This window comes from Caulobacter sp. GW821-FHT10F06 (genome assembly GCF_058809215.1).
The window spans coordinates 18,071-39,410 of record NZ_JBXASK010000002.1 but is presented as its reverse complement, the minus strand read 5'-3'; the positions used below and the strand labels follow the sequence as shown (position 1 = coordinate 39,410).

19 protein-coding genes are annotated in these 21,340 nt (G+C 67.6%); 13 read left to right on the top strand and 6 right to left on the bottom strand.

Going from position 1 to position 21,340, the window contains the following annotated elements:
- Positions 1-245 precede the first annotated feature (245 nt).
- Positions 246-2,276, top strand: coding sequence for an alpha/beta hydrolase family protein (locus AC1RUS_RS03420; RefSeq protein ID WP_492913063.1), 2,031 nt, complete (start codon positions 246-248; stop codon positions 2,274-2,276).
- A gap of 4 nt (positions 2,277-2,280) precedes the next feature.
- Here AC1RUS_RS03420 and phaH read toward each other — a convergent pair whose 3' ends face one another.
- The 3 genes from phaH to rlmJ all read right to left on the bottom strand — a co-directional run bounded on the left by phaH (position 2,281) and on the right by rlmJ (position 5,216).
- Complete coding sequence (phaH, locus tag AC1RUS_RS03415) at positions 2,281-3,027, bottom strand: phasin PhaH (RefSeq protein WP_492913061.1); 747 nt, start codon at positions 3,025-3,027, stop codon at positions 2,281-2,283.
- Between the two features lie 81 nt (positions 3,028-3,108).
- Complete coding sequence (gene chrA, locus AC1RUS_RS03410) at positions 3,109-4,389, bottom strand: chromate efflux transporter (protein ID WP_492913059.1); 1,281 nt, start codon at positions 4,387-4,389, stop codon at positions 3,109-3,111.
- Positions 4,386-5,216 carry a 23S rRNA (adenine(2030)-N(6))-methyltransferase RlmJ gene (gene rlmJ / locus AC1RUS_RS03405; protein WP_492913057.1) on the bottom strand — a complete coding sequence of 277 codons (831 nt, stop codon included), beginning with the start codon at positions 5,214-5,216 and terminating at the stop codon, positions 4,386-4,388. The genes chrA and rlmJ overlap by 4 nt, the downstream gene beginning before the upstream one ends.
- Positions 5,217-5,289: 73 nt before the next feature.
- Between rlmJ and AC1RUS_RS03400 the strand changes: the two genes are divergently transcribed.
- On the top strand, positions 5,290-6,300 hold the full coding sequence (locus AC1RUS_RS03400; RefSeq protein WP_492913055.1) for a DNA topoisomerase IB: 1,011 nt from the start codon (positions 5,290-5,292) through the stop codon (positions 6,298-6,300).
- Here AC1RUS_RS03400 and AC1RUS_RS03395 read toward each other — a convergent pair.
- On the bottom strand, positions 6,297-7,277 hold the full coding sequence (locus AC1RUS_RS03395) for a helix-turn-helix transcriptional regulator (protein ID WP_492913053.1): 981 nt from the start codon (positions 7,275-7,277) through the stop codon (positions 6,297-6,299). The genes AC1RUS_RS03400 and AC1RUS_RS03395 overlap by 4 nt on opposite strands.
- Positions 7,278-7,349: 72 nt before the next feature.
- Between AC1RUS_RS03395 and AC1RUS_RS03390 the strand changes: the two genes are divergently transcribed.
- Together AC1RUS_RS03390 and AC1RUS_RS03385 are read left to right on the top strand one after the other, a co-directional pair.
- A complete protein-coding gene (locus AC1RUS_RS03390; protein WP_492913051.1) occupies positions 7,350-7,694 on the top strand; it encodes a hypothetical protein in 345 nt (114 codons plus the stop codon).
- A gap of 272 nt (positions 7,695-7,966) precedes the next feature.
- Positions 7,967-10,603 (top strand): TonB-dependent receptor plug domain-containing protein, encoded by a 2,637-nt coding sequence (locus tag AC1RUS_RS03385; protein ID WP_492913049.1) that lies wholly within the window; start codon positions 7,967-7,969, stop codon positions 10,601-10,603.
- A 72-nt stretch (positions 10,604-10,675) separates the two neighbouring features.
- On the opposite strand, the gene AC1RUS_RS03380 is transcribed toward AC1RUS_RS03385, so the two are convergent.
- Both AC1RUS_RS03380 and AC1RUS_RS03375 read right to left on the bottom strand, forming a co-directional pair.
- Complete coding sequence (locus AC1RUS_RS03380; RefSeq protein ID WP_492913047.1) at positions 10,676-11,005, bottom strand: hypothetical protein; 330 nt, start codon at positions 11,003-11,005, stop codon at positions 10,676-10,678.
- Between the two features lie 108 nt (positions 11,006-11,113).
- A complete protein-coding gene (locus tag AC1RUS_RS03375) occupies positions 11,114-11,659 on the bottom strand; it encodes a GNAT family N-acetyltransferase (protein WP_492913045.1) in 546 nt (181 codons plus the stop codon).
- A gap of 305 nt (positions 11,660-11,964) precedes the next feature.
- Between AC1RUS_RS03375 and AC1RUS_RS03370 the strand changes: the two genes are divergently transcribed.
- From AC1RUS_RS03370 to AC1RUS_RS03330, 9 genes are all read left to right on the top strand, one after another.
- Positions 11,965-13,569, top strand: coding sequence for a flavin monoamine oxidase family protein (locus AC1RUS_RS03370; RefSeq protein WP_492913043.1), 1,605 nt, complete (start codon positions 11,965-11,967; stop codon positions 13,567-13,569).
- Positions 13,570-13,584: 15 nt separating this feature from the next.
- Positions 13,585-13,974, top strand: a complete 390-nt coding sequence (locus AC1RUS_RS03365; protein ID WP_492913041.1) for a c-type cytochrome — start codon at positions 13,585-13,587, stop codon at positions 13,972-13,974.
- Between the two features lie 22 nt (positions 13,975-13,996).
- Entirely contained in the window at positions 13,997-14,494 is a 498-nt protein-coding gene (locus tag AC1RUS_RS03360) for a RidA family protein (RefSeq protein ID WP_492913039.1), read from the top strand.
- A 283-nt stretch (positions 14,495-14,777) separates the two neighbouring features.
- Entirely contained in the window at positions 14,778-16,088 is a 1,311-nt protein-coding gene (purB, locus tag AC1RUS_RS03355; RefSeq protein ID WP_492913037.1) for an adenylosuccinate lyase, read from the top strand.
- A 2-nt stretch (positions 16,089-16,090) separates the two neighbouring features.
- Positions 16,091-16,831: a 2OG-Fe(II) oxygenase gene (locus AC1RUS_RS03350; protein WP_492913035.1), complete on the top strand. Its 741-nt coding sequence runs from the start codon at positions 16,091-16,093 to the stop codon at positions 16,829-16,831.
- Entirely contained in the window at positions 16,821-17,330 is a 510-nt protein-coding gene (locus AC1RUS_RS03345; RefSeq protein ID WP_492913033.1) for a DNA-deoxyinosine glycosylase, read from the top strand. Before AC1RUS_RS03350 ends, AC1RUS_RS03345 begins: the two co-directional genes overlap by 11 nt.
- Before the next feature lie 85 nt (positions 17,331-17,415).
- Positions 17,416-18,792 (top strand): ethanolamine ammonia-lyase subunit EutB, encoded by a 1,377-nt coding sequence (locus tag AC1RUS_RS03340; protein ID WP_492913031.1) that lies wholly within the window; start codon positions 17,416-17,418, stop codon positions 18,790-18,792.
- Positions 18,789-19,571: an ethanolamine ammonia-lyase subunit EutC gene (eutC, locus tag AC1RUS_RS03335; protein WP_492913029.1), complete on the top strand. Its 783-nt coding sequence runs from the start codon at positions 18,789-18,791 to the stop codon at positions 19,569-19,571. Before AC1RUS_RS03340 ends, eutC begins: the two co-directional genes overlap by 4 nt.
- A gap of 218 nt (positions 19,572-19,789) precedes the next feature.
- The gene (locus AC1RUS_RS03330; protein ID WP_492913027.1) at positions 19,790-21,286 is read left to right on the top strand and encodes an amino acid permease; all 1,497 of its coding nucleotides are present in this window, start codon (positions 19,790-19,792) and stop codon (positions 21,284-21,286) included.
- Positions 21,287-21,340 lie beyond the last annotated feature (54 nt).

Here is a 21,340-nt window from a genome sequence, read left to right as displayed (position 1 = left end):
CGCGGTAATTTCGCCCTGCCGCCCCCAGCAGGCCTGTGACGCTTTACCGCATGGCGACAAGAACCTGCTCCGCAAGGTCCCTGCAACTTTTGCGTCGCGTTCCCGTCGCAATTCCGCCGTGGTGTGGCATTGCGCACGCAGTTGAGAGACCTGCCGATGCTTTCGGCGTCGCTCATGACGGCTTGGCCACAATCCCGCGATCGCTATGGTGGAGCGGCCTGTTTCCGCCAGTGCCGGAGTTCCTCGTGAGACTGCTCGCCGCGGCCGCCCTGCTGCTCACCGCCCTGCCCCTGGCGCCCCGCGCCGCGCCCTTGCCCGCCAAGGTGTTTTCCGACCCGCCGGCGATCAGCGACGTGCAGATCTCGCGCGACGGCAAGCACATCGTCGCCCTGACCTCGGCCAACGGCGGACCCGCGACGATCTCGGTGTGGAGCACCGATTCTCTGGACAAGCCGCCGACCGTGATCTCGGCCGAACGGGTCCGGATTCTCGGCGTCACCTTCCTGAAGAACGACCGCCTGCTGGTCGAGACGATCCAGACTTTCACCCAGGGCAACATCAAGGGCCACCTGGGCCGGCACTATATTTCCGACCTCGAGGGCAAGTCGTGGACAACCATGCTGTCCGACGGCCGCTCGCGCTCCAGCTACGAGGACTACGTCAACAAGTTCGACGACTCGCGGCTGATCGACTCCCTGCCGGCCGATCCGCGCCACGTGGTCGTCGAGGACCATCGCCTGGACACCAACGGCGACATCCTGAAGGTCGACATCTATTCGGGAACGACCGAGCGGCTGATGCGCGGCTCGGACCGATTCGGCGGCTTCCAGCTGGATCTCAAGGGCCAGATCCGCGCGCGCCAGGAACTGAACTACGACAACGGCGCGGTCTATTTCGCCCAGTGGATCCGCGATCCGGTCAGCGGCGAATGGTCCGAGCACTTCCGCTGGTACGCCAAAGACCGCGAGCCGGTGTCGATCGTCGGGTTCACCGATGATCCCAACATCATCTACATCTCGTCCAGCAAGGGCCACGATAAGGCTGGACTCTATGTCTACGACATCAAGGCCCGGCAGATCGTCGAGCCGCTGCTGGAACACAAGCTGTTCGACGCCGGCGGCATCGTCGCCTCGACCGCCCAGGCCGACTACGGCCGGGTGCTGGGCTTCAGCTACGCCGGCCCCAGCAACACCGTCTATTGGACTGACGAGACACTTTCGGCGCTGAACAAGACCCTGCGGTCGGCGCTGGGCGTCAAGACCACCGTGACCAGCTGGACCGATCCGGCGACCGGGGCGGTCACCCGACTGCCGGTCGCCGACGGCGCGGACGCCTACATCACCGACTGGTCCGAAGACCGGAAGCACTTCATCGTCACCAAGACGGGCCCGAGCAATCCCGGCGAATATTACCTGCTCGACGCCAGCGGGGCGCTCAGCCTGCTGGGCAAGGCGCGGCCCGACCTGGATGTCGCCGCCCTGGGAAGCACGCGCCTGGTGCAGTACGCCGCCCGTGACGGCCTGACGATCCCGGCCTTCCTGACCACCCCGCCAGCCGACAAGTACGGCCCAGGCCCCTACCCCACCCTGATCGAGCCGCACGGCGGTCCCTGGGCGCGCGACGACCTGGGCTGGGATCCAGCCGGATGGATCCAGTATTTCGCCAGCCGCGGCTATGCGGTGCTGCAGCCGCAATTCCGGGGCTCGGAGGGCTGGGGCCAGAAGCTCTGGCGCGCCGGTGACGGCGAGTGGGGTCAGAAGATGCAGGACGACAAGGACGACGGCGCCAAATGGCTGATCGCCCAGAAGATCGCCGCTCCCGACAAGATCGCCATGTTCGGCTATTCCTACGGCGGCTATTCGGCCCTGGCCGCCGCCATCCGGCCCAACGGCCTCTATCGCTGCGCCATCTCGGGCGCGGGCGCCGGCGACCTGGCCAGCCTCAAGCGGGCCACCTTCGACAACCGCCTGCAGCGCGAATTCCAGAACCCGACCATCCGGGGCCTGGACGCCCTGGAGCACGCCAAGGACGCACAGATCCCGCTGTTCATCTATCATGGCGACCGCGACCAGACGGTCGACGTCAAGCAGTCGCGCAAGTTCGCCGACGCCCTGAAGGCGGCCGGAAAGCCCTATCGCTATCTCGAGATCAAGGACATGGGCCACCAGCTGGTGACCATGGAGCCGGCCATGGTCGAGACCCAGCTGGTCGAGATCGAGAAGTACCTGAACACTGAATGCGGCGCGGGCGGCATAGGCGCGCCCGCGCCGCGTTAGTCGGTCAGGCCTCGGGCGTCGTGACGAAGCGCTTGGCCTGGGCGATCCAGGCGTCGCGGTCGGCGCGTCCCTTGAGATTCAGCAGCTGATCGATCGAGGCCAACTCATCGGGGGTCCAGGCGGCGATCTGGCTGAAGCTGGTCACCCCCAGCTCGCCCAGCGACACGGCCAGCTTGGGACCAATGCCGACCAGCCGGGTCAGGTCGTCGACCACGGCCTTGGCGGCCTCGACCGGCGCCTCGGCGACCGGGGTCTCGATCACGGGCGCTTCCGGGATCGGCGCTTCTGCCACGAGTTCGACCGGCGCCTCCACGGCCGCCAGCACGGCCGGCTCGGCGTCGTCGACCACCGCCTCGACGCTCTCGGCGACCGCTTCTACGGTTTCGGCGACGGCGTCATTGGCGGCCTCGGCCGTCTCGACGACGCTCTCGGTCATCGCCTCGGCGACGATCTTGGCCGGTTCAGCAACCGCATCGACAGTGGCTTCTACCGTTTCGACAACCTCGACGGCCAAGGCCTCGGGCGCCGGAACCGGCGTCGCGACGGGCTCGGGCTTCAGGGCCGACAAGGCTTCCAGATTGGTGGCCTCACGCCAGCGCGACGCCCACCACCACCAGGTGGCGCCGGCGGCGGCCGCGCCACCGAACATCAGCCACAACGGCGAGGCCGCGCCGACCATCAGGCGTGGCGCCGCTTCGGGGTCGACCCGATCGGTCTTGAAGACAGGAAGGAAAGGCGAGGAAGAAACCATGGCGCGCGCTCCGGCAACCGCGATTTGTGCAACGCAACATAACACAGTTACAACGTTCGCAAGTGCGAAAATGTCGTAACATCAACTCAGTCCGACAAATCTCAGCGCCAGCCCCGCGACGATCATGGCGACCACCAGAGCCAGCACCGGCAGCCGCAAGGCGAAGGTCAGTCCCAGCGCCAGGATCGTCAGCCCCAGAGCGGCCGGATCGAGGCTCGACAGCTGCGGAACCACGACCTTGAGCGCGCCGGCTCGGAAGGTCTCGCTGGTTCCGAACAGGAAATGGACCGCGAACCAGACCGCCAGCTGGCCGATGACGCCGACCGCCGCCGCCGAGATCATGGCCAGGGCCCGCGCCGGTCGAGGTCGCGTCCGCAGGCTGTCGAAGAACGGCCCTCCGGCGAAGATCCACAGAAACGACGGCGCAAAGGTCATCCAGGCCGCCATCAGCCCGCCCGTCAGGCCGGCCACCCAGACCCATTGCGGCGAGGCCGCCTGGAAGGCTCCGACGAAGCCGACAAAGGTGAAGACCAGCACCAGCGGTCCCGGCGTGGTCTCGGCCAGGCCCAGGCCGTCCAGCATCTGGCCGGGCGTCAGCCAGCCGAAAGCCGAGGCCGCCTGTCCCAGATAGGCCAGGGCCGCATAGGCGCCGCCGAAGCTGACCACCGCCAGGCCGCCGAACACCGCGCCCATGCGGGCAAGAACCGAGTCGGGCGCGATGAGCCAGGCGGCCGCCAGCGGCGCCAGCCACAGCATCAGGCAGACCAGCACGGTCTTCAGCCGACCCTGGCGGTCCGCCGCGATCGGCGCGAGCTCGGCGACACGGCCTCCGCCCAGCGCCCAGCCCGCCGCGCCGGCCGTCAGGATCAGCACTGGGAACGGCAGGATCGTGAAGGTCAGGGCCGCGAAGGCCAGCACGGCGGCGGCCAGCCCGGCCAGGTCCCGCACCGTCCGCTTGCCGATCCGCACCAGGGCCTGGGCCACCAGCGCCACGACGGCCGCCTTCAAGCCCATCAGCACCGGCCCAGCCCATTCAGAGCGGCCATGGACGACATACAGCGCCGACAGGCCCAGCATCACCAGCAGGCCCGGCAGCACGAACAACAACCCGGCAGCCACTCCGCCTTTGATCCCATGCAGGCGCCAGCCCAGCCAGACGGCCAGTTGCTGGGCCTCGGGTCCGGGCAGCAACATGCAGAAACTCAGGGCGTGGGCGAAGCGCGCCTCGTCGACCCAGCCCTTCTCCTCGACCACCGTCCGGTGCAGCAGGGCGATCTGTCCCGCCGGTCCGCCAAAGCCCAGGCAACCGACCTTCAGCCAGACCCCCAAGGCCTCACGAAAGGACGGCGGGGTCAGGTTCACGCGCCAGCCGTGCGCCAGACCCGCGCCGCGCCGCCGGCCTGACCCAGGCGCTTGACGATCCAGTCGGTGGCGGCCGCGACCGCCGGCTCGACGCTGGCCGGCGCTCCGATCATCACCATGGCGCTGCCGTTCATCTTCATGGGGTCCAGCAAGGGGCGAAGTCTGACCTCAGCCACTAGCGCGTCGTCCGTGACGGTTTCTAGCCTGCGAATGAAGGCGTCGAAGGTCTCGAGATCCTTCAGCGGCGTCCAGATCGCCAGCACGGCCTCGGGATCGCGGGCCAGCACGCCGCGGGTGACGGCGACGATGCGGGCATAGTCATCGGGGCGCTCGAACGGCGGATCGATCAGCACGAAGGCCCGCCCGCCTCGACCGGCCTTCTCCGACGCCGTCTCGAAGCCGTCGGCGCGCGAGGCCTGGGCGAAGGCGTAGGTCGCCAGCGAGCGGCGCAGGAGCTCGAAGTCGTCCTCTCGCAGCTCGCAGGCGGTGTAGCGGTCCTCGCGGCGCAGGGCGTCGGCGATCAGCAGCGGCGAACCCGGATAGAGCGGCCCGTCCTTGCCCTTGTTCATCTCGCGGAAGCGCGCGACCAGCGGCGCGAACACCGCGGGAGCGTCGCCTTCCGCGATCAGCTTGAAGATCCCCGACTCGGCCTCGCCTGAACGCTTGGCCATGTCGCCGCTTAGGTCGTAGGCGCCCGCGCCGGCGTGGGTGTCGATCACCGACAGCGTCGGACTCTCGACCTTCAGCGCCTCCAGCAGCGCCAGCAGGATGGCGTGCTTCTGCAGGTCCGCGAAATTGCCGGCGTGGAAGGCGTGGCGATAGTTCATGTCTGGCGAGGCGCTCCCGGAACTGGCGCTCCCTCTATCACGTTGCTCGTGGATAGGGAGGCAAGTCACCAAGATGGCTCGCGACACGCACCAGATCTCACCGCCACCCAGCGCCGCCCTCGTCTATTGCGACGACCACTCCAACGGCTATAGCCGCCGCGCGACCGCATCGGGCTTCCGCTACATCGACAACTACGGCAAGCCGCTGAAGGACGAGGCGACGCTGGCTCGGATCAAGGGCCTGGCCATTCCGCCCGCCTGGACCGACGTCTGGATCTGCCCCAGTCCGCGCGGCCACATCCAGGCCGTCGGCCGGGACGTGAAGGGCCGCAAGCAGTATCGCTATCATCCCGACTGGCGCGCCGACCGCGACAAGCAGAAGTTCGAGCGCATGGCCGCCTTCGGCCGCGCCCTGCCCCGTCTGCGCAAGCGGGTCGAGGCCGACCTGGCCCGTCGCGGCCTGCCGCGCGAGAAGGTGCTGGCCGCCGTCGTGCGGCTGCTGGAGCTGACCCTGATCCGTGTCGGCAACGACGAATATGCCCGCACCAACAAGAGCTTCGGCCTGACCACCATGCAGAAGCGCCACCTGCGGCTGGCCAGTGGCGGCGCGGTGTTCGAGTTCCGCGGCAAGAGCGGCAAGACCCACAAGACCGGCTTCCAGGACAAGCGCCTGGCGCGGATCGTCCGCGCCTGCCAGGAACTCCGCGGCCAGCGGCTGTTCAAGTATGTCGGCGAGGACGGCGAGCAGCGGGCCATCGAGTCCAGCGACGTCAACAACTACATCCGCGCGGCCTGCGGAGCGGACTTCTCGGCCAAGGACTTCCGCACCTGGGCCGGCTCGCTGGCGGCGATGGAGGGCCTGCGCCTTCTGCCGCCGGCCGAAACCAAGACGGCGGCCAAGCGATCGGTGAACACCTGCGTCAAGGCGGTGGCCGGTCTGCTGGGCAACACCCCGGCCGTGTGTCGCGCCGCCTATATCCACCCCCGCGTGCTGATGGCCTACGAGGCCGGCGAGCTGCCGCTGGGCAAGCGGGCCTCGGCGCGGGCCAGCGAGCTGGCCTTGCTGAGGTTGGTGGAAGCCTAAACCTCGTGCGCCGCCAGCGCCCGCTTCAGCTCCGTCACCATCAGCTCGCGCAGGCTGGCCGGCGCGACGATCTCCACCCCGTCGCCCCAGGTGAAGAGGTGCCAGGCCAGTTCCAGCATCCCCGCCGCCCGGAAGGCGACGGTGACTGAGCCGTCGGGCTCGGGCCGCACCGTCTGGGTGGAATGGAAGCGCCAGCGCATGGCGTCCTCGGCCCGATCGGGACGGATGCGCAGCACCACGTCCTCGACGGCCCCGTGATAGATGCCGAAGCTCTCGTCGGCGAACGCCTGCAGCGAGAAGTCCTCCGGCGGCGGGGCGGGCCGGTCCAAGACCCGCAGGTCCTTCATCTTGTCCAGCCGCCAAGAGCGTGGGCGGGGGTCGTCGCCTTCCAGGGCGACCAGATAGTTGCTGCGCGCGAACAGGATGCCCAGCGGCGTCACCTCGCGGATGCGGCCCGGCGTGCTGCCGCCGTCATAGCGGAAGGCCAACGCGCTCAAGCCCTTGATGGCCATGCGGATGGCGCCCAACACGGCGTCATCCTCGTAAGGCCGAGGACCCGCATGGACGCCGATGGTCTCGGCCTGGACCAGGGCCTCGACGTCCGGGGCCACCTTGCGTCGAGCCGCGCCGCGCAGGGCCGACAGCAGCTTGCGCTCCAGGCCATAGAGCGACGCCGCCCTGCCCTCCGCGCCGGAGGATTTGTACGAATCCGCCGCCGTGCGCAGCGCCGCCAGCTCCTCGGCGGTGGGCGTCTGGAACAGGCCGTCGAGCCCGGCGGGGATGCGAAATCGTCGGGTCGGCGGGTCGTCCACCACCTCCAGCTGGGGGAAAGCCGCCCATACGGCGTCGCGCATCCGCTCGGCGGTGCGTCGCCCGACGTCCAGCGCCTGGGCCATCTCGTCCAATGTCATGCCTTCGGCCGAGCTCGCCAACATGCGCGCCAGGTCCAAGAGCCGTGCAGCCTTTTCGTGCCTCATTCGTTCTCCATACGACCGATTCTGGCGCAGGGCACGCGCAAACAGGATCTGTCCGAACCGAAGGAGACGTCCATGTCCCGTTTCGCCTGCCCCGCCTGGGCCATCGCCCCCGTCAACGCCCCGATGATCTCGGCCGTGCTGGCCTTCGCGGACATCCATCGCGACCTGGGGGCCGGACGCACGCTGATGCGGATCAGCCACGAGCGGGCCGCCCGCGCCGACGTCATCCTGCTGCTGGGCCGCGACGCCGATCGAGTGGTCGACCTAGGCGTCGTGTGGAACGACCGCGAGGACCAGATCATCCGGATCATCGACGACGCCGAACTGCGCGAGTCGCGACTGGCCGCCTGGGAAGACGCCTTCGATCTCTTTGAAACCGAAGCGCAAAATCAGACCGACGAACGCCTTGTCGCCTGACGAAACGTCGCCGCGCGGCGTGATCCGAGCAATCGGAGAGCAATGTTCTGCCTAAAAAACCGGTCTCGACGCCACGCAAAGGGGCGCCGGGGCCGTCGCGCGTCTCTGTAAGGGTTTCCTGCCGACGCCCCCCATTGCGGAAGCCCTCGCCTTCCCTCCACGCTGATTTCGTCGGCAAAGACCGAGTGAAAATAGCGTCAGTACCCAACAACAATAAAAGGTCGGGAGATGAGCGCCATGGAGAAGGAATCAACCATGCGTTTATAAATGAAATGAGGGGGCTATTTATGAATCGGCGTTTGAAGAAGACTCTGCTCGCAGGTATTTCTGCGATGTCAGTTACTTTGGGTTACTCTGTCGCGGCGCATGCCGCTGATACTCCGGCCGATCCCGCTGCGGAAACCGCCTCCGAAATCGACACCCTGGTCGTCACCGCTCGCGGCAAGCCGCGCACCGTTCTGGACAGCGCGGTCCCGGTCGACTCCTTCAGCGAAAGCGACCTGAAATCGGCCGCCTTCACCGACACCAACGACATTCTGAAGACCCTGGTCCCGTCCTACACCCTGGCTCGCGAGCCGATCTCGGACGGCGCCACCTTCATCCGCCCCGCCAGCCTGCGCGGGCTTCCCACCGACAAGACCCTGTTCATGGTCAACGGCAAGCGCCGCCATCGCTCGGCGCTGGTCAGCATTGGCGGCACCGGCGCCCAGGCGCCCGACGCGGCCACCATTCCCGCCTCGGCCCTGAAGAACGTGGTCGTCACCCGCGACGGCGCCGGCGCGCAGTACGGTTCGGACGCCATCGCCGGCGTCATCGACTTCCAACTGAAGGACAGCCCCAGCGGCGGTTCGCTGACGGCGCAGTACGGCCAGTTCTATCTGGGCGACGGCGAGGACGTGCTGGTCACCGGCAACCTGGGCCTGCCCATCGGCGAGAACGGCTTCGTCAACGGCACGTTCGAATACACCAGCCAGAACCAGGTCAACCGCGGCAAGCAGTACTGTAACGTCGGCATTCCCAACCAGTCGGCAGGCTTCTGCGTCACCAGCTATGCGGCCGCCAACCCGTCGTACGGCGCCCTGATCCACGACTACGTGCAGAAGTGGGGTCAACCCGACGCCGAAGCCCTGCGCGGCGTGGTCAACGCCGGCTACGACTTCTCCGACAACCTGTCGATCTACGCCTTCGCCAACTACTCCAAGAGCAAGGCGACCGAGTACTTCAACTATCGCCCGCCGGTCAGCAACGCGGTCAACGCTACGCCGATCCGCCAGCAGGACGGCTCGATCTTCCTGTTCAGCTCGATCTTCCCCGCCGGCTTTACGCCGATGTTCGGCGGCGACATCACCGACTACAGCCTGACGGGCGGCTTCAAGGGCAAGTTCTCCAGTGGCCTGACCTATGACATCTCGGGCCGGTACGGGAACGACAAGCTGTCCTACACCCTCTGGGACACCGTGAACCCGTCGATGGGCCCGGCCTCGCCGAAGTCCTTCTATGTCGGCTCGCTGATCTCGACGGAATCGGCCGCCAACGCGGACTTCGCCTATGACTGGGGCGTCGAGGGCCTGAACACGCCGGTGACGCTGAACTTCGGCGCCGAATACCGCAAGGAAGGCTACGAGATCGAGCCCGGCGACCTGGCCTCGTACGTCGCCGGCACCTACGCCGTGCCCAACGCCTATGGCTTCTGCAACACGACCACCCACACCGCCACGGCCGCCGGCCTGGCCCTGCCGGCCACAGCGGGCCTGAACTGCGCCAACTATCTGTCGGACGCGTCGGACGGCTTCGCCGGCATCGACCCGACCTACAACGCCCTGGCCGTCGGCTCGAACGGCGCCCCGGGTTCGCCCCCGTCCTATTCGGGCAAGCTGACCCGCGACTCCTACGCCGGCTACCTGGAAGCCTCGGCCAATGTCACCGAGGCCTGGTTCGTGGACGCCGCCGTGCGCGGCGAGCACTTCTCGGACTTCGGCAGCACCTGGAACGGCAAGCTGGCCACCCAGTACCAGCTGACCGACAACTTCGGCCTCCGCGCCTCGATCGGTTCAGGCTTCCGGGCCCCGACCCCGGGCCAGCTGTTCACGACCAACGTCTCCACCCGCGTGGAGAACGGCGCGATCATCGCCTCGGGCCTGTTCCCGGCCACCAACCCGGTGGCCCAGTTCATGGGCGCCAAGGTGCTGAAGCCCGAAAAGTCGCTGAACATCGCGGCCGGCTTCACCGCCACGCCGCTGCCGAACCTCAGCCTGACGGTCGACGCCTACAGCATCAAGATCAAGGACCAGTTCTACGCCACCACCCCGATCACGGTGACGGCGTCGATCAAGGCCGCGCTGCTGGCCGCCAACGTGCCCGGCGCCGACACCATCGGCCAGGTGCAGTTCTACCAGAACGCCTTCGACTCCACGACGACGGGCGTCGACGTCGTCGCCACCTACAAGGTCAATTGGGAAAGCGGCCAGTCGACCAGCTTCACGGTCAGCGGCAACTACAACAAGTTCAAGATCGACAAGGTGTTCTCGGCCAACTTCTTCGACGCCGAGGGCGTGTTCGACTTCGAGAACGCCCAGCCCCGCTGGCGTTCGGTGGTGTCGGCCAGCCACGAGATCGGCAAGTTCAAGGCCGTGGCCCGCGCCAACATCTGGGGCCCGTACAAGAACATGTTCAGCGTCGCCAACCCGGTCGTCCAGAAGTGGGATCCGGAGGTCTTCGTCGACACCGAGTTCAGCTACAAGGCCACCGACACCTACACTGTCTCGGTCGGCGCCCGGAACCTGTTCGCCAACCACCCCGATCCCGACAAGACCGGCGAGTCGGCCACCAACGGCCGCATCTATCGCTCGGACGCCATCGTCGATTGGCAAGGCGGCTTCTGGTACCTGAAGGCGACCGCGACCTTCTAGGACGCGACGTTTCCACCAACGCGAAGGGCCGGACGCAAGTCCGGCCCTTTTGCTTTGCGGCGTCGGAAAGCCCTAAGGCGTGCGGGGCGTTTCGGGCGGCTTGGCCGAGGCGAGCCGCAGCTTGAAGCAGCTGGGTCCGCGCTCGAAGTCGTCCTGCGCGCCGCCCATCCAGGCGCTGTGCCAGCGATTGGGCTCCAGGTTCTGGTAGAACGGCGTGGAGCCTAGGTCCTGAATGGCCTGCACCCGCACCTTGTCGGCGTCGGCGTTGGAGGACTGCCGCACCACGACGGTCTCGAATCGCTCCTGCGCCGCGCCGCCGTCGCTGGCCAGCACCCGGCGATAGCAGACGCCCGTCGCGTCCTTCAGGCCGGTGGTCGAGACACAGCCCGAGAGCGCGATCAAGAGAAGGCTCGACAGGAGAGCCTGATGCGAAAGGCGCCTGGGGCTATGCATGATCGCATGCCTACAGCAGCGCATTTGTCCGCAACAGTCCTGTTTCATCGCCAAGGGTCAGAGTTGCTTGCCCATCCGGATCAAGGGCACCTCGTAACCGGTAGAGGTCGAGGCCGTGAACGGCTCGATGTCGTGGTAGCCGCAGGCGCGATACAGCGGCACGCCGCCCATGGTCGCGGCCATCTCGACCCGCGAGAACCCTTCGGCCCGCGCCGCCGCCTCGCAGGCGTCCAGCACGATCCGCCCCACGCCTTTCCGCGTGTGGTCGGGGTGGGTGTACATCGCCCGCACCCTGGCCGCGTCGACGGCCGGGTCCAGCAGCGCCGCGTCACGACCGGCCGAGTGATCGCCGCCGAACAGCGTGGCCCGCCGGCTCCAGCCGCCGCAGCCGGCGATCTGGTCGCCGTCCTCGACGACGAAATAGGTGCCGTCGGTGATCAACTGGGTGTCCAGGCCCATAACCTCGTACGAGGCCTTCACCCCCTCCGGCGGCAGGAAGGCCTGCAGCAGCTCGCCGATCGCCGCGTCCATCAGGGCCGACAGGACGGGCATGTCTTCGTGGGTGGCGAGGCGCAGGCGAAGGGCGGGCGGGGTCGGGCTCATCAGGTCTCCTACGGCGCCTTGAGCGCGATCGGGGAAAGTCCGATTCACGCTTGACGGCGCGATCTTTTCGGCTCGCCCACGGTTCGCACACGGGCCGCTCGCGGTGCCCAAGCGGGGGGCATCCGCGCGGGATCTAACATGTCAGATCCAACCGTGTCCGAAATGGGTTGCGCCCATTGCGCTGAAATTTCGTGATGCGCGGGACCTCGGCGGAGACGCGTTCGACCGGGGCGATTTGTGTGTATCGTCGAGGCGGTGGACACATTGCAAAAAGCGTCGGGGTCTAAACAGGCGGGCGGGTTTTCATGGATATGAATGACGGCGCGGCGACGGGTGGCGTTCTCACCCGGCGGCGGTTCTTCGAGGGCCTCGCGGCGATCGGCGGGATGTCCCTGGCGCTCTCGGGCATGGACGCCCTGGGCTTTGGCATGGCGTCGGCCACCGAGCTGCCGCCCGAACTGACCGGCGGAGCCAAGGGGACCAAGATCGTCGTCCTCGGCGCAGGCCTGGCCGGCATGACCGCCGCCTACGAACTGTCGAAGGCCGGTTACCAGGTGCAGATCCTTGAGGCGCGATCCTTCGCCGGCGGCCGCTGCCAGACGGCGCGCAAGGGCTTCCAGCACACCGACCTGATCGGCAACAAGCAGACCTGCGAGTTCGACGAGGGTCTCTACATCAACCACGGCCCGTGGCGGATCCCGTATCATCACCGCTCGACCCTGCACTACACCAAGCTGTTCGGCGTGCTGCTGGAGAGCTTCGTCAACGACAACGACGCGGCCTATGTCTATTTCCAGAAGGGCAAGGGACCGCTGGCCGGCAAGCCGGTCCGCAAGGGCGAGATCGCAGCCGACGCACGCGGCTACGCCGCCGAACTGATCGCCAAGGCCGCCAGCAAGGGCGACCTGGACGCGGCGCTCAGCCCCGCCGATCGCGACACGTTCGTCGCCTACATGATCAATGAAGGCCGGCTTTCGCCCAAGGACCTCGCCTACAAGGGCACCGAGGGCCGAGGTTTCTCGGTGCACCCGGGCGCCGGCGTCGATCCGGGCCCCGGCAAGGAGCTGCCGCCCTTCGCCTTCAAGGATGTGCTCGACAGCGGCGCCTGGCGGGTGCTGAGCTCGGTCACCGGCTACGAGCAGCAGCGCACCATGCTGCAGCCGATCGGCGGCATGGACCAGATCGCCAAGGGCTTCGAAAAGCACGTAGGCTCGATGATCCGCTACTCGACCGTGGTCGAGAAGATCAAGCAGTCCGACAAGGGCGTGACGGTCTCGTTCAAGGACGCGTCGGGCAAGACCGGCGAGATCACCGCCGACTACTGCGTCTGCACCATCCCGCTCAGCGTGCTCAAGCAGATCGACCTGGACGCCTCGGCGCCGTTTAAGACGGCCATGGAGGGCGTGGCCTACGCCCCGGTCAACAAGATCGGCCTGCAGATGAAGACCCGGTTCTGGGAAGAGAACCACCACATCTATGGCGGGCACATCTACAACGACATTCCCGGCATCGGCACGATCACCCTGCCCTCCACCGGCTGGCAGAGCCAGAAAGGCGTGCTGCTGGGCTACTACGCCTTCGGCGGCGAGGCGGCCAAGATCAGCGCCAAGCCTCCGGCCGAGCGCGCGGCCTTCGCCGTCGACGCCGGCCAGAAGATCTTCCCAGAGTACAAGGACAACTTCGAGAACGCCTTCTCGTTCAGCTGGCACCTGGCCGAGTTCAATCTGGGCGGCTGGGCCGAGTGGCGCGAGGAAGGTCGTCGCGACGCCTATCCGGTGCTGTGCGAACCCGACGGCCGCCTCTATCTCGCCGGCGAACACCTCAGCTATCTTGGCGGCTGGCAGGCCGGGGCCATCGAGTCGGCCTGGCAGCAGATCGCCAAGATCCATGCCCGCGTGCAGCAGGCCTGAGCCCGAAAGGACCCAATGACCCTCGCTTCCCGTATCGCCTTCATCGCCGTGCTGGCCTCGGCGACGACTCCCGTCGCAGCCCTGGCCGCCCCGCCGCCGCAGAGCCTGTTCATGGACAACTGCTCGGCCTGTCACCAGGCGACCGGCAAGGGCGTCAAGGGCGCCTTCCCGGCCCTTGCCGGCTCAGCGTTCGTGCAGGGCGACCCGGTGATCGTCACGACGACGGTCCTCAACGGCCGCGCCGGCATGCCCGCCTTCAAGGACGACCTCAGCGACGCCGACCTGGCCGCCATCCTGACCTATGTCCGCTCATCCTGGGGCAACAAGGCCAAACCGGTTACGGCCGCCGATGTCGCCAAGGTCCGCAAAGCGCCCCCTAAGGCCCGCGGCCTGCAAGCCCACTGATCGCCCTCTCAAGGAGAAGACCATGAAACGCTTTGCTCCCCTCGCCGCCGGCCTGGCCCTGGCCGCCGTCTTCGCCGGCTCGGCCTCGGCCCAGATCGTCCGCGGCGGCGATCCCAAGTCGCCCATCGCCAGCGTCGTCACCGTGCCGGCCGGCTACGACACCATCTATGTCAGCGGCATGACCCCGCCGATGCTCGACCCCAAGGGCGACCCCGCCCTGACCGCCACCTTCGGTGACACCAAGACCCAGACCCTGGGCGTGCTCAAGCGCATCGAGGACGCGCTGAAGTCGCAGGGCGCGACCATGGCCGACGTCGTGATGATGCGCGTGCTGCTGGTCGGCGACCCGGCCAAGGGCGGCAAGATGGACTTCCCCGGCATGATGGAGTCCTACAAGACCTTCTTCGGCACGCCCGAACAGCCCAACAAGCCCTCGCGCATCACCAGCCAGGTCACCTCGCTGGTCCAGGGCGGCATGCTGGTCGAGATCGAGGTCCAGGCCGCGCGCAAGCCGAAGTAGGCCCAGCGCCCGAAGCTCGGAGTCTGGAGGGAGACGAGCCCGCGCTCGTCTCCCTTTTTGTTTGGGCTCCGGCTTGCGCTGCGTATCGCCAGCTTCGAAACTATTTCGTCATGACAACGTTGTCAGATCAAATCAGCTGCGCTATAGAAGAGCTGCCCTTCCAGGGCGTTTCCTCCCAATGACTCGGCCGCCTTCTTCTCCTGGAGGGCGGCCGTTCTTTTGTCCGGCCCATGCCGGCCATCACGCTTGACTCCAGGGCCGCTCCGGCCGAAACGGCCGGTCCATGATCAGCCGCTACGCCCGCCCCGAAGCCGCCGCCATCTGGTCCAGCCAGACCAAGTACAAGATCTGGTTCGAGATCGAGGCCCACGCCGCCGACGCCATGGCCGAACTTGGGGTCATCCCCAAGCTGTCCGCCGAGACGATCTGGGAAAAGGGCCGCGACGCGGTCTGGGACAGCGATCGCATCGACGAGATCGAGCGCGTCACCAAGCACGACGTCATCGCCTTCCTGACCCACGTGTCGGAAATCGTCGGCCCCGAGGCCCGCTTCCTGCACCAGGGCATGACCAGCTCCGACGTGCTGGACACCTGTTTCGCCGTGCAGCTGTCGCGCTCCACCGATCTGCTGATCGAGGGCGTCGACCTGCTGCTGGCCGCCCTGAAGCGCCGGGCGCTCGAGCACAAGATGACCGTCTGCGTCGGCCGCAGCCACGGCATCCACGCAGAACCCATCACTTTCGGCCTCAAGCTTGCCGGCTACTACGCCGAGTTCCAGCGCGCCAAGGAGCGCCTGGCGATGGCCAAGTTCGAGATCGCCACCTGCGCCATCTCCGGCGCCGTGGGCACCTTCGCCAATGTCGATCCGCGCGTCGAAGAACACGTGGCCAAGATGATGGGCCTGACCGTCGAGCCGGTCTCGACCCAGGTCATTCCGCGCGACCGCCACGCGGCCTATTTCGCGGCCCTGGGCGTGGTCGCCTCGTCGATCGAGCGCCTGGCCACCGAAATCCGCCACCTGCAGCGTACGGAAGTTCTGGAAGCCGAAGAGCCCTTCGATCCGGGCCAGAAGGGCTCGTCGGCCATGCCGCACAAGCGCAACCCGATCCTGACCGAGAACCTCACCGGCCTGGCGCGTCTGGTCCGCTCGGCCGTGACGCCAGCGCTGGAAAACGTCGCCCTCTGGCACGAGCGCGACATCAGCCACTCGTCGGTCGAGCGCGGCATCGGCCCTGACGCCACCGTCCACCTCGACTTCGCCCTGCGCCGCATGGCCAGCGTCATCGAGCGCTTCAACATCTATCCCGAGAACATGGCCAAGAACCTCGACAAGCTGGGGGGCCTGGTGTTCTCGCAGCGGGTCATGCTGGCCCTGACCCAGAAGGGCGTGTCGCGCGAGGACGCCTACGCCGCCGTGCAGGGCAACTCGATGAAGGTGTGGCGCGGCGAAGGCAAGTTCATCGCCTTCCTGAAGGCCGACCCGGTGGTCTCCAAGGCCCTGTCGGACGCCGAGCTCGATGAGCTGTTCGACTACGGCTACCACACCAAGAATGTCGACGTGATCTTCAAGCGCGTGTTCGGCGAGCAAGGCTGAGCATGAGCGAAGCGCCGGTCCTCCGCCTCAATCCGGCGCTGGATCCGGCGGCCTTCGCACAGGCCTATGCCCGCGACGGCCTGGTGCGCGTTCCCGACGTCTTCGAGCCCGAGGTCGTCGACCGTCTGGCTGGCATTCTGGAACAGACCATCGACTGGGATGTAATCTGCTCGACCGACACCGGCAAGGCGGACGTCCTGACGCGTGAGCGCCGCGCGCAACTGGGCGGCGACGTCGTGGCCAGCCGGCTGCACGCGGCGACCCTGCGGGCCCGCACGGGCTTCGCCTATGTCTATCTCGGCTATCCGATGATCAACGCCTATGTCGAAGGCCGCGACCCGGGTCACCCAATCCACGCCCTGACGGCGTTCCTCAACAGCCCCGAGATGATCGACTTCGGCAAGGCGGTGACCGGCGAGCCTGGCGTGACCAAGATCGACGCCCAGGCGACCCTCTATCGCCCCGCCGACTTCCTGACGCTGCATGACGACACCGGCGTCGGCGAGCGCGTGGCGGCCTACACTCTGGGCCTGACGCGCCGGTGGCGGCCCGACTGGGGCGGCCAGCTTCTGTTCCATGACGATCAGGGCGACGTCGAACGCGGCTTCGCGCCGGCCTTCAACGTACTGACCCTGTTCAAGGTGCCGCGCCGACACTCGGTGGCCCCGGTCGCGCCCTATGCCGGCGCGCCGCGCCTGACTGTCACCGGTTGGCTGCGCAACGACCCGCCCGATGGACGCTGAGCGCAAGCGCAGCTTCCCGCCGGTCGTCGACGAGAACACCCGCGTCCTGATCCTGGGCAGCCTGCCCGGCGAGGCCTCGCTGGCCGCGACCCAGTACTACGCCCATCCTCGGAACGCTTTCTGGCGACTGCTGGAGACGCTGCTCGACACGCCGCTGGTCGCCTTGCCCTACGAAGATCGCCTTGCGTCGCTGCGCTCGCGCGGCGTGGGCCTATGGGACGTCATCGCCGAGGCCGAACGGCGCGGCAGTCTCGACGCGGCGATCCTCAATCCCGCCTCCAACGACCTGCTGGCGTTGGTCGGGACCCTGCCCGCCCTGCGCGCCGTCGCCTTCAACGGCGGGACCTCCGCCAAGCTGGGCGCGCGCCTGCTGGCTCCGGTGGCGGGGCGGATCGAACTGATTAACCTGCCCTCTTCCAGTCCAGCCCACGCCGCGCGCAACTTCGCGCAGAAGGCGGAGGCTTGGGGCTTGTTGCGGAGGTGGCTGCCTAGCGATTGACGCCGAACACGGCATCCTGGGAGCGAGAACGCCAGCGCTTCCGCTTTCGTTTGTCGGCCTGCGTTTTCCGGATCACCCTCCGGCCATGACCTACGCGCGCGCCGTGGCCGGAACGACCTACGCCTTCGACGGGCTGGGCGACGTCATGGCCAAGGCCTCGCCGCTGCGGTCGGGTGACGTGCTGGCCGGCGTCGCCGCGACCTCGGCCCAGCAGAACGTCGCCGCCAAGATGGTGCTGGCCGACACGCCATTGAAGGCCTTCCTCTCGGAGGCCTTGATCCCCTACGAGACCGACGAGGTCACCAGGCTTATCCTCGACAACCACGACGCAGCGGCGTTCGCGCCGGTGGCCAGCCTGACCGTCGGAGCCTTTCGCGACTGGCTGCTGTCAGAGGTCGCGACGCCGTCCGTTCTGGCCCGGCTCGCGCCCGGCCTGACGCCGGAGATGGTCGCCGCCGTCAGCAAGATCATGCGCAACCAGGACCTGATCCTGGCGGCCAGCAAGTGCCAAGTCACCACGAGGTTCCGCAACACCATCGGCCTGCCCGGGACCATGGCGGTGCGGCTTCAACCCAACCATCCCACCGACGATCCGGCTGGGATCACCGCGTCCATGCTGGACGGCCTGCTCTACGGCTGCGGCGACGCGGTGATCGGCATCAACCCGGCCAGCGACAATCTCTCGGTGCTGGGTGACCTCGTGCGGCTGATGGACGACCTGATCCAGCGGTTCGAGATCCCGACGCAGTCGTGCGTCCTGACCCACGTCACCAGCGCCATCGCCCTGATCGAGCGCGGCGCGCCGGTGGATCTTGTGTTCCAGTCGATCGCCGGGACGGAAGCGGCCAACGCCAGCTTTGGCGTGACCCTGTCGCTGCTGAAGGAAGGCCTCGACGCCGGGCGCTCGCTGAAGCGCGGGACGGTCGGCGACAACGTCATGTATTTCGAGACCGGCCAAGGCTCGGCCCTGTCGGCCGGGGCGCATCACGGGATCGATCAGCAGACCCTGGAGGCCCGCGCCTACGGCGTCGCCCGAGCGTTCGAGCCGCTGCTGGTCAACACCGTGGTCGGGTTCATCGGCCCCGAATATCTCTATGACGGCAAGCAGATCATCCGCGCCGGGCTGGAGGACCATCTCTGCGGCAAGCTGCTGGGCGCGCCGCTGGGGGTGGACGTCTGCTACACCAACCACGCCGAGGCCGACCAGGACGACATGGACAGCCTGCTGACCTTGCTGGCCACGGCGGGCGTCACCTTCATCATGGGCGTGCCGGGCGCCGACGACGTGATGCTGAACTACCAGTCGACCTCGTTCCACGACGCCCTCTATGTCCGCGACTTGTTGGGCCTGAAGCGCGCGCCAGAGTTCGAGTCCTGGCTGGAGCGCCTGCGCATCACCGGTCCCGACGGCCGCCTCGCGCCGTCCTCGGCCGGCCATCCGCTGCTGACGGTCGGCGGATGAGCGCTCCGTTTCCGCCCGATCCCTGGACCGCCCTGCGCGCCCACACCCCGGCCCGCATCGCTCTGGGCCGCAGCGGCGCCAGCCTGCCCACCCATGAGGTGCTGGCCTTCTCCCTGGCGCATGCCCAGGCCCGCGATGCGGTGCACACGGCGTTCAACGCCCAGAGCGTCGCCGAGGCCATAGGGACCCTGGGGTTGGCCACTCTCATGGCCGACAGCGCCGCGCCTGACCGCGCCACCTATCTGCGTCGACCCGACCTGGGTCGTCGGCTGTCGGAGGCCAGCCGCGTGCTGCTGTCCGCCCGACCGTCAAAGCCTGTCGACCTAGCCATCGTCGTCGCCGATGGCCTGTCCAGCACCGCCGTCCACGCCCACGCCGCCTCGCTGATCGCCGCCCTGCTGCCGCTGGCTCAGGCCGAAGACTGGACCTTCGCGCCCGTCGTCATCGCCAGTCAGGCTCGCGTGGCCCTGGGCGACGAGGTCGGCGAGATCCTCGGGGCGCGGCTGGTCCTGCTGCTGGTCGGCGAGCGGCCGGGATTGTCCTCGCCCGACAGCCTGGGGGCCTACCTGACCTTCGCCCCGCGCGTCGGCCTGACCGACGCGGCGCGCAATTGCGTCTCCAACATCCGAGGCGAAGGCCTGTCCTATGACCAGGCCGCCTTCAAGCTGGCCTGGCTGGCGCGCGAAGCCCTTCGGCTGGGCGAGAGCGGCGTGGCTCTGAAGGACGAGAGCGACACGGCGCTGTTGGTCGGCGCCCCAATGCTGTCATCCCGGCCATAGCGCGTCGCGCGAAGAGCCAGGACCGCCGGAAACGCCGACGCCTATTGCGGTCCCGGGTCTCCGCTACGCGGGATGACAGGGTTTTGGACGGCCAACCTGTTCCGGCGCCGAAATAGTGAACGTCGGTCGACCAAACGACATCGGCCCTGGCCGGAGAGTCGCCGAATACGCGAAACCGCGCGCAACCTCACGCCAGCTTCGCAATTCAGGGGGAAACGATGAGCGAACCAGCAGCCGGCGGCGGCGTCAGCTACGAGAAGGTCGACGCGGCCTATTTCGACAAGCGGGGTCTCAAGCGTTACGCGGGCGTCTTCTCGCTATGGGCCCTGGGGGTCGGGGCGGTGATCTCCGGCCAGTTCTCGGGCTGGAACCTAGGCATGGGCGTCGGCGGCTGGGGCGGCATGCTGGTGGCCACCCTGATCATCACCGTCATGTATCTGGGCCTGACCTTTTCGATCGCCGAGATGGCCGCCGCCCAGCCGCACACCGGCGGGGCCTACAGCTTCGCCCGCGCCGCCATGGGGCCGTGGGGCGGCTTCATTACCGGCCTGTGCGAGAACGTCGAGTATGTGCTGACCGCGGCCGTGGTCTGCTTCTTCATCGGCAGCTATCTGGGCGGCATCTTCGAGACACCAGCCTGGGTGCAGCCGCTGTACTGGGTCGGCGCCTATGTCGTCTTCGTGGGGCTGAACGCCGGCGGGGTGGCGATGAGCTTCCGCTTCACGGTGTTCATCACCCTGCTGGCACTGGCCTGCCTTGCGGTGTTCTGGGTCAGCGCCCTGCCCCACGCTGACTTCGCCAAGTACGCCCTGAACGTCGGACCAGGCGGGACTGAGCTGCCGGGCGGGCATGGGCCCTTCCTTCCGGCCGGCATCGGCGGGGCCCTGGCCCAGCTGCCCTTCGCGGTCTGGCTGTTCCTGGCCATCGAGCAACTGCCCCTGGCGGCCGAGGAATCTCATACCCCGCAGCGCGACCTGCCCAAGGGCATCATCCTGGGCATGCTGACCCTGATCGTCTCGGCCCTGCTGGTGCTGTGGCTGAATTCGTCGATCCCGGCGGGGACCTTCGCCCTGTCCAAGTCCGGCGAGCCGATCCTGGACGGCTTCCGCGCCATCTATGGCGCGGGCGGCCTGGCCAAGGTCCTGGCGGCCGTCGCGGTGGCGGGCCTGGTGGCCAGCTTCCATGCCATCATCTTCGCCTATGGTCGGCAGATCTATTCGTTGTCGCGCGCCGGCTACTTCCCCCGCGCCCTGTCGGTGACGCATGGCGAGCGCAAAACGCCGGACATCGCGCTGATCTTCGGCTCGCTGGCCGGCCTGCTGGTGATGCTGGCGGTGTGGTTCGCGCTGGGCGCCGAGAAGGGCGCGGCGGTGATCGGCGGCACCCTGCTGAACATGGCCGTGTTCGGGGCCATGCTGTCCTACGTCGCCCAGGGGCTGTCGTTCATCCTGCTTCGCAGGAAGTTCCCGGACATGGAGCGGCCCTACAAGAGCAAGTTCGGCGTGCCCGGCGCGGCCCTGACGGTGATCATCTCGCTGGTCACCATCGTCTACCAGCTGAAGGACCCGATCTACCGGACGGGCGTCATCGGGGTGGCGATCTGGTTCGCGGTCGGCATCGCCTACTTCGCCGCCGTCGGCCGCAAGAAGCTGGTGCTGTCGCCCGAGGAGTCGTTCGCGATCAGCGGCGGCAAGACCGCCTACGAGACGCATTGAGCACAATTCAAAGTCTGTCATCCCGGAAGCTTCGCAGAGGCTGTCCGGGACCCA

What these genes read in the sequence shown, in the direction of transcription:
- AC1RUS_RS03340 (WP_492913031.1), top strand. Translation starts at nt 17,416, where the DNA reads ATGACCTACGCGCGCGCCGTGGCCGGAACGACCTACGCCTTCGACGGG.
- purB (WP_492913037.1), top strand. Translation starts at nt 14,778, where the DNA reads ATGATCAGCCGCTACGCCCGCCCCGAAGCCGCCGCCATCTGGTCCAGC.
- AC1RUS_RS03400 (WP_492913055.1), top strand. Translation starts at nt 5,290, where the DNA reads ATGGCTCGCGACACGCACCAGATCTCACCGCCACCCAGCGCCGCCCTC.
- eutC (WP_492913029.1), top strand. Translation starts at nt 18,789, where the DNA reads ATGAGCGCTCCGTTTCCGCCCGATCCCTGGACCGCCCTGCGCGCCCAC.
- AC1RUS_RS03365 (WP_492913041.1), top strand. Translation starts at nt 13,585, where the DNA reads ATGACCCTCGCTTCCCGTATCGCCTTCATCGCCGTGCTGGCCTCGGCG.
- AC1RUS_RS03395 (WP_492913053.1), bottom strand. Translation starts at nt 7,277, where the DNA reads ATGAGGCACGAAAAGGCTGCACGGCTCTTGGACCTGGCGCGCATGTTG.
- rlmJ (WP_492913057.1), bottom strand. Translation starts at nt 5,216, where the DNA reads ATGAACTATCGCCACGCCTTCCACGCCGGCAATTTCGCGGACCTGCAG.
- phaH (WP_492913061.1), bottom strand. Translation starts at nt 3,027, where the DNA reads ATGGTTTCTTCCTCGCCTTTCCTTCCTGTCTTCAAGACCGATCGGGTC.
- AC1RUS_RS03360 (WP_492913039.1), top strand. Translation starts at nt 13,997, where the DNA reads ATGAAACGCTTTGCTCCCCTCGCCGCCGGCCTGGCCCTGGCCGCCGTC.
- AC1RUS_RS03370 (WP_492913043.1), top strand. Translation starts at nt 11,965, where the DNA reads ATGGATATGAATGACGGCGCGGCGACGGGTGGCGTTCTCACCCGGCGG.
- AC1RUS_RS03350 (WP_492913035.1), top strand. Translation starts at nt 16,091, where the DNA reads ATGAGCGAAGCGCCGGTCCTCCGCCTCAATCCGGCGCTGGATCCGGCG.
- AC1RUS_RS03345 (WP_492913033.1), top strand. Translation starts at nt 16,821, where the DNA reads ATGGACGCTGAGCGCAAGCGCAGCTTCCCGCCGGTCGTCGACGAGAAC.
- AC1RUS_RS03375 (WP_492913045.1), bottom strand. Translation starts at nt 11,659, where the DNA reads ATGAGCCCGACCCCGCCCGCCCTTCGCCTGCGCCTCGCCACCCACGAA.
- AC1RUS_RS03390 (WP_492913051.1), top strand. Translation starts at nt 7,350, where the DNA reads ATGTCCCGTTTCGCCTGCCCCGCCTGGGCCATCGCCCCCGTCAACGCC.
- AC1RUS_RS03385 (WP_492913049.1), top strand. Translation starts at nt 7,967, where the DNA reads ATGAGGGGGCTATTTATGAATCGGCGTTTGAAGAAGACTCTGCTCGCA.
- AC1RUS_RS03330 (WP_492913027.1), top strand. Translation starts at nt 19,790, where the DNA reads ATGAGCGAACCAGCAGCCGGCGGCGGCGTCAGCTACGAGAAGGTCGAC.